The sequence below is a fragment of the Hungatella sp. SB206 genome, assembly GCF_051132295.1.
Taxonomy (GTDB): domain Bacteria; phylum Bacillota; class Clostridia; order Lachnospirales; family Lachnospiraceae; genus Hungatella; species Hungatella effluvii.
Map to the genome: position 1 here is coordinate 6,378,795 of NZ_CP096603.1, position 15,080 is coordinate 6,393,874.

The 15,080-nt window shown below is 53.6% G+C and carries 16 protein-coding genes; 1 reads left to right on the forward strand and 15 read right to left on the reverse strand.

Features of this window, described 5'->3' with window-relative positions:
* Positions 1–416 precede the first annotated feature (416 nt).
* Positions 417–761, reverse strand: coding sequence for a TnpV protein (locus M1L66_RS28275; RefSeq protein ID WP_025510952.1), 345 nt, complete (start codon positions 759–761; stop codon positions 417–419).
* Between M1L66_RS28275 and M1L66_RS28280 the strand changes: the two genes are divergently transcribed.
* Positions 760–1,683, forward strand: coding sequence for a hypothetical protein (locus M1L66_RS28280; RefSeq protein ID WP_025510953.1), 924 nt, complete (start codon positions 760–762; stop codon positions 1,681–1,683). The genes M1L66_RS28275 and M1L66_RS28280 overlap by 2 nt on opposite strands.
* On the opposite strand, the gene M1L66_RS28285 is transcribed toward M1L66_RS28280, so the two are convergent.
* The 14 genes from M1L66_RS28285 to M1L66_RS28350 all read right to left on the reverse strand — a co-directional run bounded on the left by M1L66_RS28285 (position 1,628) and on the right by M1L66_RS28350 (position 15,077).
* Entirely contained in the window at positions 1,628–2,251 is a 624-nt protein-coding gene (locus M1L66_RS28285; RefSeq protein ID WP_002571038.1) for a class I SAM-dependent methyltransferase, read from the reverse strand. The genes M1L66_RS28280 and M1L66_RS28285 overlap by 56 nt on opposite strands.
* A gap of 29 nt (positions 2,252–2,280) precedes the next feature.
* A complete protein-coding gene (locus M1L66_RS28290) occupies positions 2,281–2,508 on the reverse strand; it encodes a hypothetical protein (protein ID WP_002571037.1) in 228 nt (75 codons plus the stop codon).
* A gap of 93 nt (positions 2,509–2,601) precedes the next feature.
* Positions 2,602–2,817 carry a transposon-transfer assisting family protein gene (locus M1L66_RS28295; protein WP_002571036.1) on the reverse strand — a complete coding sequence of 72 codons (216 nt, stop codon included), beginning with the start codon at positions 2,815–2,817 and terminating at the stop codon, positions 2,602–2,604.
* 1 nt (position 2,818) lies between these two features.
* Complete coding sequence (locus M1L66_RS28300) at positions 2,819–5,863, reverse strand: LPD28 domain-containing protein (protein WP_002571035.1); 3,045 nt, start codon at positions 5,861–5,863, stop codon at positions 2,819–2,821.
* Positions 5,864–5,865: 2 nt separating this feature from the next.
* Positions 5,866–6,147, reverse strand: coding sequence for a hypothetical protein (locus M1L66_RS28305; protein WP_002571034.1), 282 nt, complete (start codon positions 6,145–6,147; stop codon positions 5,866–5,868).
* On the reverse strand, positions 6,144–8,267 hold the full coding sequence (locus tag M1L66_RS28310) for a DNA topoisomerase 3 (RefSeq protein ID WP_434694338.1): 2,124 nt from the start codon (positions 8,265–8,267) through the stop codon (positions 6,144–6,146). Before M1L66_RS28310 ends, M1L66_RS28305 begins: the two co-directional genes overlap by 4 nt.
* Positions 8,257–8,940, reverse strand: coding sequence for a hypothetical protein (locus tag M1L66_RS28315; RefSeq protein WP_002571032.1), 684 nt, complete (start codon positions 8,938–8,940; stop codon positions 8,257–8,259). Before M1L66_RS28315 ends, M1L66_RS28310 begins: the two co-directional genes overlap by 11 nt.
* Positions 8,937–9,131 (reverse strand): hypothetical protein, encoded by a 195-nt coding sequence (locus M1L66_RS28320; protein WP_006777875.1) that lies wholly within the window; start codon positions 9,129–9,131, stop codon positions 8,937–8,939. The genes M1L66_RS28315 and M1L66_RS28320 overlap by 4 nt, the downstream gene beginning before the upstream one ends.
* A complete protein-coding gene (locus tag M1L66_RS28325) occupies positions 9,128–9,898 on the reverse strand; it encodes a DUF4366 domain-containing protein (RefSeq protein ID WP_002571031.1) in 771 nt (256 codons plus the stop codon). Before M1L66_RS28325 ends, M1L66_RS28320 begins: the two co-directional genes overlap by 4 nt.
* Complete coding sequence (locus M1L66_RS28330; protein ID WP_085952158.1) at positions 9,888–10,145, reverse strand: DUF4315 family protein; 258 nt, start codon at positions 10,143–10,145, stop codon at positions 9,888–9,890. Before M1L66_RS28330 ends, M1L66_RS28325 begins: the two co-directional genes overlap by 11 nt.
* A 24-nt stretch (positions 10,146–10,169) precedes the next feature.
* Entirely contained in the window at positions 10,170–11,903 is a 1,734-nt protein-coding gene (locus tag M1L66_RS28335) for a CHAP domain-containing protein (RefSeq protein WP_002571029.1), read from the reverse strand.
* Positions 11,896–12,264 (reverse strand): hypothetical protein, encoded by a 369-nt coding sequence (locus tag M1L66_RS28340; protein ID WP_002571028.1) that lies wholly within the window; start codon positions 12,262–12,264, stop codon positions 11,896–11,898. The genes M1L66_RS28335 and M1L66_RS28340 overlap by 8 nt, the downstream gene beginning before the upstream one ends.
* The gene (locus M1L66_RS28345) at positions 12,245–14,665 is read right to left on the reverse strand and encodes a VirB4-like conjugal transfer ATPase, CD1110 family (protein ID WP_002571027.1); all 2,421 of its coding nucleotides are present in this window, start codon (positions 14,663–14,665) and stop codon (positions 12,245–12,247) included. The genes M1L66_RS28340 and M1L66_RS28345 overlap by 20 nt, the downstream gene beginning before the upstream one ends.
* On the reverse strand, positions 14,610–15,077 hold the full coding sequence (locus M1L66_RS28350; protein ID WP_002571026.1) for a PrgI family protein: 468 nt from the start codon (positions 15,075–15,077) through the stop codon (positions 14,610–14,612). The genes M1L66_RS28345 and M1L66_RS28350 overlap by 56 nt, the downstream gene beginning before the upstream one ends.
* Positions 15,078–15,080: the final 3 nt, after the last annotated feature.

The following is a 15,080-nucleotide window of genomic DNA, read 5'->3' on the forward strand; positions in this document are numbered from 1 at the left end:
TTCATAGCCTGCCGCTTCTGCAAGCTCCACATTGGAGGCAAACTGGCCACTCTCCAAAAGCTCCCCGATACGCTCTGCGGCGCTCTCCCAGGAAATGACCTTGGCAGACCTGTCATAACGGACAGACTTCCCATGAGAAAGATGGATACCATCCTCGGCATACCATGCGCTCACGCTGCCAAGGCCATTGCCGCCGTGATACAGCGTTTTCAGTATCTCGGCAATCTCAGCGGTGGTTTTCTGCTTTTCAAAGGCTGCAACCACGCGCTCTCTCTGGCGGTCTGTATTGCCGCCCAAACGCAGCACATGGTCAATATCATTTTGGGCAAAAGAAAAAGCAGAGGATGTATGCGCTACATTCTCTGCCTCATCTATAGATTGGATCTGTTCTGCTTCGGAGAGGAACAGGTTTAGGGTCAGCTGTTGATAAGCTCCGCCATCAGGATCTCCTCTGCCTGTGCTTTGCAGGTATTCATCAGCCCCACCCACTTCATGGGATCGCTGGCTTTCAGTTGCTCGGTGGCTCCCGCTTCTTTCGCCAGCTGGGGCATCATCTGCTCCAGTCTGCTCTGGGCGGTCTCGTCGATCTCCAGAAGGTGCTGGTACAACTTCTCGCTCAGCAGCATCTGGTTGTAGAGGATGGGACGGTGTTCTTTCAGGTAGGTTTTCCTCATCCTGCCGTACTTGCCCAGGGGTTTCTCCGGCTGCTGGCTCAGCTTCAGGTCGGGAATCAGATAGTCTCCGTTCTGGATGTAGGTCATGGGATTGTTCATCTTGCTTACTCCTTTCTTGGTTGGCTTCGCGCTCTGCATTTCGGACGGTAACGCCGATCTGCCGCAGCACCTGCTGGTTGATCTGGCTGACCGCTGTTCCCAGCGCCCCGATGGTGGACGGGGTATTGAAATCAAAGATCGCCATGAAATCTTCGTGGTCGAAGTAGCGTTCCGGCTCCAGTCCGCAGCGGGACATCAATGCGTAAGTGATGCTGACGGTGGCGGCTGCCTTGAACTGCACTCCGATGTTATACTCATCATATTCCTCCAAAAAGGAACCGTCAACGATGTAGAAGAAGTCCTGCTGATGCTCCGTCCAGTATTCCTCAGCCAGTTTCCCGGCTACCTCGGTAAGTTGTCCGGCAAGGTCATCGCCGGAAACATCATAGGTACGCTCCAGCATGGCCTGCACGGAATCAAGATGGCGCTCCTCCAGCTGCCACAGCCAAGGGGTACGGGAATGTTCACGGGTTCCGGTGTCGGAAATATCGAACACATAGCGCAGGCGGGGTCTGTCCCCGGAATCATCCACCAGAGCGATCCCCTTGGAACCGCGCCTTACATATCGGCCCATCTTTTCATTCCACAGGTCGTACTCTGCACAGGCGGTAGCGTCCGGGCGTTGGGCATAGATCAGCAGCTGTTCATGGAATGGATACTTGTAAAGGCGGGCAGCGGTGGTCAGAAATCCCGCCCATTCCTGCCAGCTGCCTGTGAGCTGGGTTGCCACATGGTCGGCCATCTGCCGGTAAAATTCTGTTTTGGATGGCATGGTGTTTTGTCCTCCTTTCAGTTTTGGGTAAAAGAAAAGCAGGAAACCTTGAAAGATTTCCTGCTGCTTATACGTTTATTACCTATTTTTTTGCCAGAATACAGATATGATGTTTTTTGTTTTTATGATCGATGGTGATTTCTGAAAATCCTGCTTCAGTTAGAAAAAATTCTAACTGCTCTACAGTATAAATTTTCATGTTGTCAATGATTTTCAACCACTTATCATCCGCTTTATTTGTACCATCGGATTCATTCACAATTAAAAAACAGCCACCTTTTTTGAGGATTCGGTACACCTCTTTAAAACTTTCAAGAGGTCCTGGCCAGAAATATACGGTTTCAAATGCTGTAGCCAAATCAAAAGTGTCTGCACTAAAAGGAAGATTCAAAACATTTGCATGAGTAACCTGCAATCTTCCGTTTTTAATCGCTTGCTGATTGAACTGTTTTGTTTTTTGGACAGAAACCTCAGAGTAATCTAAAGCATGCACCGTTGCAGCCGGAAATCGCTTTAATAATTCTGCTGCATTTCGCCCACCTCCACACCCCAGATCTATGATTTTAGATGGGTGCAATTTTGTAATATGCTCCATCCCCCAATCCGAAACAGCAGCGTGGCCTTTATTCATACTTTTCACCATAAGTTCGCCCAGCAAGCCTTCTGGTTTTCTTGTGCTATTAAATAATTTTTTTACAATTCCCATTTCCCATTTCCAACCCGTTCTTGATATATTTATATCTTTTTCCTGTATTCGATTCCTAAAATAAACAACCCAGTGATAAATATGATTAAAAAACAACCGATGGGAACAGCAATACCATGTTCAAGCATGGTACAAATCAATCTGCCCGGTGGTGTTATCCAACTCGTTACGGGATTTAAGATACAAGCCACCAGCAGAATAACAATGCCAATCGTTCCACTCAAAGTTAAAAAACCGCCAATTAGTGTTTTTTTCATAGCATCTACCTCTTTTTATATCCGAAGATATTACCGGTTAGCATTAACTAACTATAAATATACCACAACAGTCAGTAATTATCAAGTATTTGCTTATTCATCAAAATCCGGGTACAGTTCCAGCTGGGAAAACTCGGCGTCGCTCATAGCCTGGAGCTTCATCAGGGCGCTGTCCGTCAGCTCCCGCAGTTCCGTTTCCTCCGGCGAAAGTTCGCCGCGCATCTCGGTCAGAGCCTCCATCAGCCCGGTGCGGCTGCCGGTGTTGTAAATGCACATCAGGTTCATTTCCTCAAAAGTAAAGTTTCCCATATCAAATCTCCCTTTCCGCGCTCTTTTTGGGCGCTGCCTTTTTGCGTTCCGTCCGGGGCTGGCTTTTCAGCTGCTCCATGACGGACTTTTTCTTGTCCCGTTCCTCTCGATGGGCGGCGGCAGCCAAATCCATAAGAGAAATAGGCTGGCCACTGCGGGCCTGCTGTTCCAGCTGCGCCACGGTCCGCTCTTTTGGGCCGTTGTTGATGATGCCGTCAATCATGCCGTAGTCATCCTCCAGCATCATTTCCGCATTTTTCAGCGGATTGTCCGGCAGGAATCCGGGAATCTCGGTGAAACCAACGCTGTCGCAGTAATGACAGGATACCTTACCGTCCTGCTTGATGGCAACGATGTCGCTGACGCTCATGGACGGACTGTGAAAATCCACCGGTTTTTGCAGGTTGAACTGCTCATACAGCGTTTCCAGCTGCTCCATGGCGCTGCCGGAACCGTTCAGCGGGGCGGTGTAGATCATGTCATAATTGTTTCGGTCCACAGCCAGATTGTGCGATTGCAGCCAGTCCAGATTCATAAACCGCACATTCTGCGGATCGTCCCGGCTCACCTGATAAATGGCAAAGCAGCTGCCCTCATGGGCAAGAAATGCCTGCTCTCGTTCCATCTGCCGTTCCTGTCGTTCCAGCACCTTTTCATGGAACGCCGGACTTTGCTCCCATTCCTCGTGTTCCACACCGAAAAGCCCGCCATGCTCCATGATTTCCTCGGTGTCAAACACCATGCTCTCCGTGTTATCTTCATGGAGAAGATAGACGGTCAGACCGGCAGCGTCCAGTTCCAGCGCCCGTTCTCTGGTGACAGGCAGCATCCCGTCATAGAGATAGCCGTATTCCTGCATATCCGAAACAGATACTTCGCTGTCGGGCATGGGGTACTCATCCAAAGACTGCTCCTGAGCATCGGGCAGCTGGGTGGCGGCAGTTTCTGCGGTCTGCTGGCTGACCTGTTCCTGCATCTGCTGACAGGCTGCATCCTGCAAGGTCTCAATCATAGACAGCGGTGCATCCTGAATCGACGGATTTTCCAGTTCCAGCCCCTCACAAATCTGCCGGACAGCGGCGGAACGGGACAGTTCCGGTTCATCCAGCTGGCCGCCGTCCAGTTCTTTCATGGTTTCCTTGTCATAGAGGGTATAGTCCCAGCCAGTATCGCACGGCTGAATATGCAGATAGGTGGCATCGTTCAGAAGAAACAGGGCTTTCTGCGGTATATCCGCCTGTTCCGGCTCCTGTTTGGCGGTCAGGTCAATGCCGCGCTCCTTACAGATTTCCTTATAGTGGCGTTCAATGTCGTTAATCAGCTCACAGGAAGTCTTGTTGATGGTCTCCAGACTGGCTCGCAGCTCCTTCAGTTCCTTGCCCTTGGACCAGGAAGCGATGTAACCGAAACTGTTTTCCCCGGTCTGGATGCCGAAATACTGGCAGACTGCATAGGAAATGCTTTCTGCTTCGACTTCCTCTGTGCGACGGTCTTTTTTCTGTTCTTGCAAAAACTGCGAGAGGGTAAGCATACCGCCGTTAAAATTCAGTCCGTTCTCATCTGTAAAATACAGCCTGCCTTCTTCTGAAAATTCTAACGGAGCAGTCAAAATAACAGAGCCAGCGTGGTTCACCACCACTCTTTCCTCAACACAAATCGGGAAACCGGGGTCATCATCCGAACCGCGCAGGTCATAGCAATAAACGCCTTCGGGCAGATCATCATGGGAAATACGCCCATTGGAAAACAGGGCGGGTTTCTCAAACAACTCCACCTCCTGATATTGCTGGTCATTGTCAATCTGAATCTTTTTCTGATTATGGAGCTTGCTGTGTGCGATTTCATGGACAGCGGCGGAAACAGTCTGCACCTCGCTCATGCCTTCCCGGATGGCGATGCGCTGGCGTTCGGGTGAAAAATAGCCGTCCATGTTGTCCGCCATCGGCTCAAACTCGATGGGAACCGGGGCAGAGCGCCGCACCGCCTCCAGAAACGCTTCATAATGCGGCACAGTCCCCGACAAGCTGGATGCCAACTCCGGCAGCGGCTTGCCGTCTGTCTGGCTCACATCAAACACCTTGACCGGGCGAAACATGGGGATTTCGATTTCCTTTTTCTCCATGACCGCCTTGCCGTCTGCATCCAGAATGGGGGCATGGGTATCCGGGTCGCGCTTCATTTCCTCGATTTTCTTTTTGTAGGGCGTGGGGGCGATGATGGTAATGCCATGCTCACCCTTTTTCACATGGCGCTCAAACTGGTTTTTCCACTTGTTGAACCCGGCCACCAAAGTGGCGTCCGGCTTCTGCATATAGATGAGCATGGTGTTGTTTACCGAATAGCGGTGGAAGCGGGACATAACGGACAGATAGCGCATATACTTTTCACTCTCGAACAGTTCCTTGATGCCCTGCTCGATGCCATCTGTGATTTCCCTTAGCCGCTCTCGGTTGGTGGATTTATTCTCAGCCATGATTTTCAGTCTCCTTTCCAAATGTGTGATTTCTGCTGTGTGTTCTGTAATCCATGCCTTTTGTTCTTCTTCATTTTCGTAAAGAAAAAGGTCCAGCAGGTACTCTACATAGGTTTTCTTCTGGATCGCTTCCACAAAGAGGGGGTGTGGTTCTTCCTCCGGTGTGTGAGGAGAATAGGCATTCTCCCATTTTTTCAGCAGATAGTAGTAATCGGACAGTATGCGATAACACCGCTGCCGGTCCTCCCGAAACTGCTGCGTCTCGGTTTTCTGGCGAACATAGTTCCTCCGGGGAGGGGCCTGACTGTCATAAATAAGGCCAAAATCCTGCGCCAGCTTCTCGGCGGCTTCCTTGGGGGACAGGTTGTAGAGCCGGGAAGCCAGGTCGATCACATCGCCGGTGGCTCCGCAACCGAAGCAGTAGAAATATTCCTTGTTCAACTTCATGCTGGGATTTTTGTCATCGTGAAAGGGGCAGCAGACCATGCCGCCCCTTTTGACCTCAATCCCATATCGTTCTGCGGCCTCCCGAATGGTGATAGACTGCTTGACCGTTTCAAAAAGATTGTCCATATTTACTCACTGTCAGCTTTTCTAACAGGCGGTCTGTACCCGGCAGCCTTGGCCCGTTCACTGGCAGCCTTGCGGCGCTCGGCACTGTATGGCTCCCGGACGGACACACAGCGTTTGGGGACCGTAAAATTGTGCTTATCTTTTTTACAGACCTGTTCCGGGTGTTTTTTGGAAAGGCGGGTCAGCTTCTCCATCAGTTTCCGGTCATGGGTATAAACTTCGGCGGTGTCCTCGGCCTGGTTGTAGAGGAGGATGGTTTCCTGTTCGTAGAGGGAAAGTTTCATCGTTTGCCGCCTTTCTGCCGGTCAAACTCCAGCTTGAAACCCACATACTTCCCATCGTCCACCAGAACCACCGTTGCGTCGTAGGTCTTGCCGGTTTTTTCCGAATACAAGCCGCTCACATGAGCGCGTCCCTCTTTGAGCAGCGCTGTCACAATAGCCTTGGTAGGCTGATTACGCTTCATTTCCCACCACTTGTTGTTTTTCCAGATGGCAAATTTACAGGATTCTGTCTGGCAGAAGAACCCTTTTTGCAGTTCCGCCACATCACCGCCGCAGCGAGGGCATTTGCCCACCACTTCGCGGGGCGGCGTGAACAGGTACTCAGTCCCCTTGATGACCTGATAGGTTCCTACCAACTCCCGGAGCATGGCGCAGATCCCGCCCATGAAGTCCTCCGGGGACAGCTCGCCGCGCTCGATCTCGCTTAAACGGTGTTCCCATTCAGCGGTCAGCAGGGGCGATTGCAGCTGTTCCGGCAGAACGGTAATCAGGGACACCGCATCTTTGGATGGCATGAGCTGCACAGCTTTCTTACTCTTTTTTCGCTCCAAAAAGCCGGTGGACACCAGCTTTTCCAGGATACCGGCGCGGGTGGCCGGGGTCCCCAGACCCTTGCGCTCGGCATCGTCCGGCATTTCCTTTGATCCGGCAGTTTCCATCGCGGAAAGCAGCGTATCTTCGGTGAAGTGTTTGGGCGGGCTGGTTTTGCCCTCCTTAACGGCAGAGCTGGAAAGGGGCAGCGTCTGACCCTCGGACAGTTCTGGCAGACGGCCTCCGTCCGGCAGGGCCTTGTCCTCGGTTTCCTTGTCCGGCTCCGCATTTTTCAGCCCAGCGCGGTAGGCAGCGTCCAGCGCCCGCCAGCCGGGGCGCTTCACCGTTTTGCCCTTGGTGGTAAACTCCGCACCGGCACACTTCACGGTGACAGCAGTTTCTGAGTAAGTATGCGGTTCCGCCACCGCGCACAGCAGGCGCAAAGCTACAAGTTCCAAAATCATCCGTTCACCCACCGGCAGGCCGGACAGGTCTGCGCCATGAAGATTGCGGGTAGGAATCACCGCATGGTGGTCGGTCACTTTCTTATCGTTGATGACCAGAGCCTCATCGCAGGAAATGGCGATCCCTTTGCGAAACGGCATGGCGTTGGCAACCAGATTGACCAGCACCGGCAATCCCTCCGCCATATCCGAAGTCAGATAGCGGCTATCCGTGCGGGGATAGGTGCAGAGCTTCTTTTCATACAGATTTTGCAGATAATCAAGCGTTTGCTGGGCCGTATATCCCAACAATCGGTTGGCGTCCCGTTGGAGGGTAGTCAAGTCATAGAGGGCGGGCGGCTTCTCGGTTTTGTCCTTGCGCTCCACCTTTTTCACTGTCACATCCGCACCCTGACAGGCAGTTTTCAGCTGCTCGGCGGCAGCCTTATCCGCCATGCGTTCCCCGGAAACGGAAAACTCAGGTAGCTCCAGGACTATCGTGTAAAACGGAACCGGCTTGAAGGTGTCGATCTCGGCTTCCCGTTGGACGATGAGGGCCAGCGTCGGGGACATGACGCGCCCAATATTCAAAGTGCGGTGGTACAGCACGGAAAACAGTCTTGTGGCGTTGATACCCACCAGCCAATCCGCCTTGGCGCGGCAGAGGGCCGCCTGATGCAGACCGTCATAGTCCGCACCGGGGCGCAGATTTGCAAAGCCCTCCCTTATGGCGGAGTCCTCCATCGAAGAAATCCACAGGCGTTTCATGGGCTTTTGGCAGCCTGCCAGCTCATAGACGCTGCGGAAAATCAGTTCGCCCTCGCGTCCGGCATCACAGGCATTTACCACCTCGGTCACATCCGGGGCGTTCATCAGCTTTTTGAGAACATCAAACTGTTTCTTTTTATCTTTGTCCACCACCATCTGCCAATGTTCCGGCAGAATCGGCAGGTCATCATATCGCCACTTGGCGTACTTGGGGTCATAGCTGTCTGCATCCGCAAGACCGGCCAGATGTCCCACGCACCAGCTGACACGCCAGCCGTTGCCCTCCAGATAGCCGTCTTTGCGGACAGTCGCGCCGATCACGGCAGCCAAACTCTGGGCAACCGACGGCTTTTCAGCGATTACCAGTTTACATCCCATCATCTTCATCCTCCCATTCTTCCCGCACAGATGTGTGCAGTTTTTTCTCAATGCTGTTTTCCTCATCCAGCAGCAGGTCATAGCCGAACCGGTAGTCATAGCGGTACAGTTTCCCCAGCAGATCGTTGATAAGGATACGGCAGGCCAGAATGACACGGGTTTTGTCCACCTGCATCAACCGGTAGCGTTGATAATTGCTGTAATATTCCTCATGGCGGCAGGTACGGCGGACGGTTTCCTCAAACAAAATATCCACCGGGTCCTGGCAGCCGTCCTCTTTTTCACATTCCATACAGTTCAGAAGTTCCATCACCATAGGAAAGCTCCGTTCATCCATTGGGGCTTCTTCTGCCAGAAAACCTACCAGTGCAGACAAAAGCAGGCGGGCGGCTGTCTGTTCCCGGTCTGTCAAAACCGCCATTGTCTGTGCGGCATTCGGCAGGAGCCTTTCTTCCACAAAATCCGCCGCGTCTCCTGAATAAAGCTGACGGATGGAATCTATGGACAGGGGAACCGCTGCGGCATCCAGGGAGAAATCAAAAGGTTCCTCCCGTCTGGGCTTTTTCCGAAATTTGCTCCACACAGTTGAGAGAATGTCGCGGCCAAAATACGCGGCGATCACCAGCAGGTCAAAAACCGCAAGCAGCTTGATAAATGTAATCAGAATACTCATTTTTTCCGTTTCCTTTCTTTGAGCCAGCGTTCCATCTCACGGTGGCAAATGCCCACGCAGGGACTTCCATAATTCCCGCAGCCATAACAGGGGTGGCTTTGGGGCAAAGAGGGAGGACGGGAAGTTTCCTTCCCGCCCTCCGGCCTGCGTGTCATCATTCGTTCATAGGGACTGTCTGTGAAACGAGTCATTTCACGCTGTCCTCGTCATCTTCTTCTGCGCTGCCCCCGTCAGCGTCCGGCTCGCCCGATTCCTCGTCCTCCAATTCGATTTCTTCCTCATCCGGCAGTTCCTCGCCGTCCTCATAGTCATAATCGTCTGGATTGCTGCTGTTTTTGTGGTTGGCCTTACCCTTAATGAATTTGAAATAGGTAAAGGCAGCGCCGCCCATCACAGCCAGCACCAGCAGCAGGACAACCGGGTTTAGTCCTGCGGATTCTTTTTTCTCAGGCTCCGCAGGTTCCGCAGGCGTTTCCGGCTCCGCTTCCTTGCCGGTACAACCGGTCATGTCCGTACTGCACACCTCGCATTTGGTGTTGACCGCACCGGCTTCGCATTTTTCTGTGCAGTTGCAGACAACGGGTGGTTTCTCGGCGGACTGCCCATCCTCCATCAGCGCCATCAGGTCAGCTTCATCCACCTGATTTAAGAAATGGACGGCGGTTTCCTTGTCCTCGTTGGCCCGGTCAATGAGGATGTAAAAGTAGTTGCCCGCCTTGGTGGTGACGGTAATCAGCTGCTTGTTGCCGCCGAAATCATCTACCAGCGCCGCGTTGCCCTCCGGGGTCAGGGCAGGACTGTCCTCGGTTTTTTCCACCACCACATTTTCATCGTTGGTGGCATCCTCTGCCGGGGGCTGCTCCGTTCCCTGGGCAAAGGCGGTCACGGAAAGGCCCATCATCAGCACCAGGGCGGCGCAGAGGGCCGAAAAGGTCTTGAAAATTCTCTTATTCTTCATGGGCGGTGTCCTCCTGTTCGTTGTAGTCGGCGGAGGCAGCGGCCATGCCGGGGACCGTACCGCCGGAGAGCATAGCGTTCAGCTGCTCCGGGGTCAGCCGCAGGGCGCGCACCATCTGGACGATCTCCAGATTTTCCGCTTCGGTTTTCTGCGCTTCCAGCGTTTTCAGCTTTTCCTGATACTCTGCGATTTTCTCACGGGTTTTCGTAATTTCCCGGTCAATGCGTTCAATTTTCGTAGCCATAATCAATCACTCCTATCAAAAGATTTGTCACCAGTTCATCAGGCCGTAGCCCTTGATGCACTCATAGTTCACATCGTAGCTTCTGATTTTGCAGGCATCGCCGCTGTTTCCCTCTACGGTATAAACGCGGCTGCCGTCTGTGCCGATGACGATGCCCACATGGTCGGCGCTGCCGTCCAGGTCCCAATCGAAGAAGATGGCATCGCCGGGGGCGAGGTTGTCATAGCCCCGCGCGCCCCATTGCCCATGTGACTGGAACCAGGGTACACCCTGGGATTGACAGCCCGCAAAGCGCGGTTCAGACAGCCCCATCTGGCCGTAGCACCAGGACACGAAGCAGGCGCACCATTCCACGCGGGAATTGAATCCGTACCAGCTCCAGTAGGGCTGACCGCCCACATTTCCTACCTGACGTTTGGCCAGTTCCACCAGCTCCGGGTTGCCGGGGCGTGTGCCGTTTACAAACTCCACACCCTCCAAACTCTCGGAATCACTGGTATTCGTGGAACCGCCGCCGAAGATCAGCGGCTTGTTGCCCAGTGTCTGCCGGTACACCTGATACATCTCTAGCTGTTCCGGGGTCAGCAGCTCCGAAGCCACAGAGGATATAGGCTTGCTGGTGAGCTTCACATTGAGGATGTAGTAGTTGTAGGGAACCTCAACGGTATAGCTGTTGCCCTCGCTGTCCGTTCGGGTTTCCGTCCGGTAGCGCACCTCGACTTCCTCGGTGAGCGTAAGCTGATACTGTGCATCAAACACACGCTCCAGCTCCGCCTGTGCGCTCTGGCGAGTATAGCCCTGCAACACAGCAGACAGATAAGCCGCCAACTCATGGGGGTCATGCCCGATCATATCCAGGTCATAACGGTATTCGTCATATCCCGGATGGCTGATCTCAATGTTGTCGATCTCAGCTTGCAGCGCCGCTTCCTTGGCGGCGTAATCGGCCTCCACCGCCACCAGCTCCAGGTCATCCGACGGATAGGTAGAGCCGGAAATGGCAGAACCAATGCTCTGCGCCATCATGGAGCAGGAGGACATGGTGTTGAGCAGCAGGCAGATGAGCAGAAAAATCGCGCCCACAAGCAAAAAGCCTTTTTTGTGGCGCATAACAAATGCTCCGGCCTGCTGTGCCTTTTCCTTGACCGTCTTGGCGGCCTTGCCGGTCTTTTTTGCGGTGTTGGCGGTGTTTCCGGCAGCTTGACCGGCGCGCTTGGCGGCGGCGTATTCCTTTTTGATGGCCTGCTTCTGCTGCCAGCGTGAAAACGGATTACTGGTAAGCTGGGGATTTTCCCGCAGGGACTTTTGATACAGGGCGTTTACATTGGCCTTTTCCAGCTTTTGTTCCGCCTGTGCCGCCTTGCGGTATGGCTTCAGCTTGTGGCTGCGGTAGCCTTCCCGGACCAGCCGCGCACCGGTTTCAACAGCTTCCTCGGACTTGTGGGCGCTCTCCACGCCCACATTGTCCTGTTCCGTTTCACGGATTTCCTTGTGGAGTTTCCCCAGCGCCGCATCTCCCGGAGCATCCCGGACCGCATGGGACAGCTTGGAGGGCGGCTTTTTCTTGTCCTCCAGCACCAGTTTGGTAGTCACTTTGCCGGTCCCCAGGTCCACCGCTTTTTGCCGCACCTGCTTTTTCGGGATTTTCGCCTGCGCCTTGTCTGCTTTGACGGCGGCCCGGTCTACTTTACGGATGGGCTTCTCCAGCGCCGGGTCAGCCCGTTCCTCGTCTGTAAAGCGCAGGCGCGGTTCCTTACGCATACCAGCCACCCGCCATCAGGTCATCCAGCAGCACACAGGTTTCCGCATATACCGGAATCTGAATGGTTTCTGCCGGAAAGACCGTTGTGGACAGGAAAAGCGCCATCAGGGTTCCTCTTGCCATGTCCCGATCCTGAATCGGGCTGCCCATAAACAGCTTGGGAACATCCGGTATGCCCTCTGTCCAGATATGGTGAATCCGGGTAAATCCGGCATAGCCCTTGGGCGTGAGATTTTTTGCTGTCTTTTCCTGCTCATAGCAGTAATGGACGGCGGCGCGAAGCAGTTCCACCATCTGCTCACATCCGCTGACAGCGGCCAGAAGCAGACCTGCGCCTTTTTCAATTTCTTTCTTTGTCATGCTGTTCATCCTCCTTTTTTAAGTCCAACGGCTTGGTGGTCATGATACGGTACAGTTCCGTATTCTTGGGGAAGTGGTCCACAAAAGGCAGGATGGTGGAGCCGTAGAACAAAAGTCCCTCGCCCTCGCCGGAGTGGGTCACATAGGATAGCTGGTGCGGGGAAATGCCCAGCTGTTTGGCAAGAATCTGCCGGTCTCCGCCCGCCTGGTTGAGCATATACACGAAGTCGGAGTTTTCAAAGATGTTCTCAACCTCGCGGCTGCTCAAAAGGTCTTTGACATTCTGTGTGATACCAGTCGGGATGCCGCCCCACTTGCGGAACCGCTTCCAGATTTCCACTGTATAGGCGGCGGTCTGTTCCTCTTTCAGCAGCAGGTGCATCTCGTCGATGTAGTAACGGGTGGACTTGTGGGCGGCGCGGTTGATGGTGACGCGGTTCCACACCTGATCCTGCACCACCAGCATCCCGATTTTCTTCAGCTGCTTGCCCAGTTCCTTAATGTCATAGCAGACAATACGGTTGTTGATGTCCACATTGGTTCGGTGGTTGAACACATTGAGGGAGCCGGTCACATAGATTTCCAGCGCTGTGGCGATGTACTGTGCCTCTTTTTCCTCCTGCGCCCGCAAGAGATTATACAAATCCTCCAGAATGGGCATATTCTCCGGGCGCGGATCGTTGAGATAGTCCTGATAGACCAGCCGCACACAGCGGTCGATGATGGTTTTCTGCACCGGCTGCAAGCCCTCCTTGCCGCCCACGATCAGCTCGCACAGGCTGAGAATGAAGTCGGATTTGAGGGACAGCGGGCTTTCATCATCCGAATAGTCCAGGTTCAGGTCCATGGGGTTGATGTAGTTGGTGGAAGTGGGCGAAATTTTGATAACCTGCCCATGCAGACGCTCCACCAGCGGGGCATATTCCGCTTCCGGATCCAGGATTTCCACCTCGTCGGAAGTCAGCAGGAAGCAGTTGGCGATCTCGCGCTTGGCGCTGAAGGACTTGCCGGAACCCGGCGTACCGAGAATCAGGCCGTTGGGGTTTTTCAGCAGCTTGCGGTCCACCATGATAAGGTTGTTGGACAGGGCGTTGATGCCGTAGTACAGCGCCTCTTTACCGTTCTGGAATAATTCCTGTGTGGTGAACGGCACAAAGATAGCCGTGGAACTGGTGGTCAGCCCCCGCTGAATTTCGATCTGATTGAGACCCAAAGGCAGGCAGCTCATCAGCCCTTCTTCCTGCTGGAAGTCCAGCCTTGTCAGCCGGCAGTTGTATTTCTGCGCGATGGAGCTTGCCTGGAACACATTGTTGTCCAGCTGGCGGGGGTTATCCGCCGTGTTCAGCACCAGGAAGGTAACAAGGAACATTCGCTCGTTGCGGCTCTGCAAATCCTGCAAGAGCTTTTTGGCCTCAACACCATAAGTGGCAAGGTCGGAGGGAATGATGTCTATGTCGTACCCGGCACGGACAGCCTTTTTCTGTTCCTCGATTTTGGATTTATCCAGATCGGTGATTTTTCGTTTGACCGTCTTGATGGCCTTGATCTGATCCACTGACTGGATGTGCAGGCTGACAATCAGGTTGGATTCCATATCCAGAAAATCGGCCAGCATCCGGTCATTCAGCTCTGGGGCCAAAATTTGTACGAAGCTGACGGCTCCGTACTTCTTGCCCATGCGGAACTGCTTGCCGGTGCGGAACTCAAAGGAGCTGGGGGCGATAAAGTCCTTGGTGGACAGGCCGCTGGAGGGGAGCCAGTCCCACTCAAACCGGAACGGCAGCTGCTCGTCCATGTGGAAGATACCATGCAGTTGGGCAAGCCGCGCCTTTCCGTCCAGCGTTTCCGCCGCCACGCCCAGCCGCTTGAAGTTATTGAGAATGTCGGTCTCAATGCGCTCCAGACGGGGCTTGGCCGCCTTGATGCTGTCCGCGTCAATGCCAAAGGTGAGATACTTGGTTTTGATCAGGCCGTTATTTCCCTTTGCCAGCTGGTTTTGCAGCATGGTCATGTATTCGATGCGGATGCTGTCAAAATCGTCCCCCTGGAGAGGGATGTTGATGGCGCGGGCAAAGGTTTCCTCCGATGCTGCAAGGTTCAAAAAAGACAGCTCAAACTGAATCGAGCTGTCGAAGTAGTTGAGGAAATCGCACCAGCCCTCGAAAATCGCGGTTTTATCCTCGTTCTGTGAGAGCTGATAGTTGATGTCCTGAAATTGAATGGTTTTTGTGTAGTGACCGTCTGATACCCGGCAGATACCGTCCGGCCACATTCGTTCATAAGGGATACTGTCCTGTGCCGATTTTTCCTTTTTGTCCGTGCGGTTTGCGCGGGCAATCGCAGCTTCAATCTGCTTTCTGTCGGCGCGGGACAGCTTTTTCTTTGTTTTGACCGGCTGCACAGCTTTTTCCTCGTTTTTTCCGAACAGCCGGTGCAGCCAGCGTTTGATTGCCGTAAACAATGTGTGACACCTCCTCGTCGAGATTTGCCTGCCGCTGCAGCACGGCATAGAAGTTATTGGTGCGGTAGGGGCGCTGCCTGGGGCGGATCACCGTGACGCGGATGATATTGCCCACGATCTTTTCCAACGGCTGACCATGCTTTTCGTACATCGCCAGCAGGAAGAAAGGCAGCATCACGAACATCATGCACAGGGCTGCCGTACTGTTCCCGGCAGAGCCACGGAGCAGAAAGAACAGCGGTACGCCCAAAAGCGCCCCTCCGCCGAAGCAGACTAACTGCCGCTTGGTTAAGTTGAAAGCAACCTTGGTTTTGACTTTCGTCAGGTCTTTGGGTACAGGTACATAGGCCATAGA

What these genes read in the sequence shown, in the direction of transcription:
- M1L66_RS28295 (WP_002571036.1), bottom strand. Translation starts at nt 2,817, where the DNA reads ATGGGAAACTTTACTTTTGAGGAAATGAACCTGATGTGCATTTACAAC.
- M1L66_RS28280 (WP_025510953.1), top strand. Translation starts at nt 760, where the DNA reads ATGGGATTGTTCATCTTGCTTACTCCTTTCTTGGTTGGCTTCGCGCTC.
- M1L66_RS28350 (WP_002571026.1), bottom strand. Translation starts at nt 15,077, where the DNA reads ATGGCCTATGTACCTGTACCCAAAGACCTGACGAAAGTCAAAACCAAG.
- M1L66_RS28290 (WP_002571037.1), bottom strand. Translation starts at nt 2,508, where the DNA reads ATGAAAAAAACACTAATTGGCGGTTTTTTAACTTTGAGTGGAACGATT.
- M1L66_RS28285 (WP_002571038.1), bottom strand. Translation starts at nt 2,251, where the DNA reads ATGGGAATTGTAAAAAAATTATTTAATAGCACAAGAAAACCAGAAGGC.
- M1L66_RS28310 (WP_434694338.1), bottom strand. Translation starts at nt 8,267, where the DNA reads ATGGGATGTAAACTGGTAATCGCTGAAAAGCCGTCGGTTGCCCAGAGT.
- M1L66_RS28300 (WP_002571035.1), bottom strand. Translation starts at nt 5,863, where the DNA reads ATGGACAATCTTTTTGAAACGGTCAAGCAGTCTATCACCATTCGGGAG.
- M1L66_RS28315 (WP_002571032.1), bottom strand. Translation starts at nt 8,940, where the DNA reads ATGAGTATTCTGATTACATTTATCAAGCTGCTTGCGGTTTTTGACCTG.
- M1L66_RS28305 (WP_002571034.1), bottom strand. Translation starts at nt 6,147, where the DNA reads ATGAAACTTTCCCTCTACGAACAGGAAACCATCCTCCTCTACAACCAG.
- M1L66_RS28320 (WP_006777875.1), bottom strand. Translation starts at nt 9,131, where the DNA reads ATGACTCGTTTCACAGACAGTCCCTATGAACGAATGATGACACGCAGG.
- M1L66_RS28340 (WP_002571028.1), bottom strand. Translation starts at nt 12,264, where the DNA reads ATGACAAAGAAAGAAATTGAAAAAGGCGCAGGTCTGCTTCTGGCCGCT.
- M1L66_RS28335 (WP_002571029.1), bottom strand. Translation starts at nt 11,903, where the DNA reads ATGCGTAAGGAACCGCGCCTGCGCTTTACAGACGAGGAACGGGCTGAC.
- M1L66_RS28275 (WP_025510952.1), bottom strand. Translation starts at nt 761, where the DNA reads ATGACCTACATCCAGAACGGAGACTATCTGATTCCCGACCTGAAGCTG.
- M1L66_RS28325 (WP_002571031.1), bottom strand. Translation starts at nt 9,898, where the DNA reads ATGAAGAATAAGAGAATTTTCAAGACCTTTTCGGCCCTCTGCGCCGCC.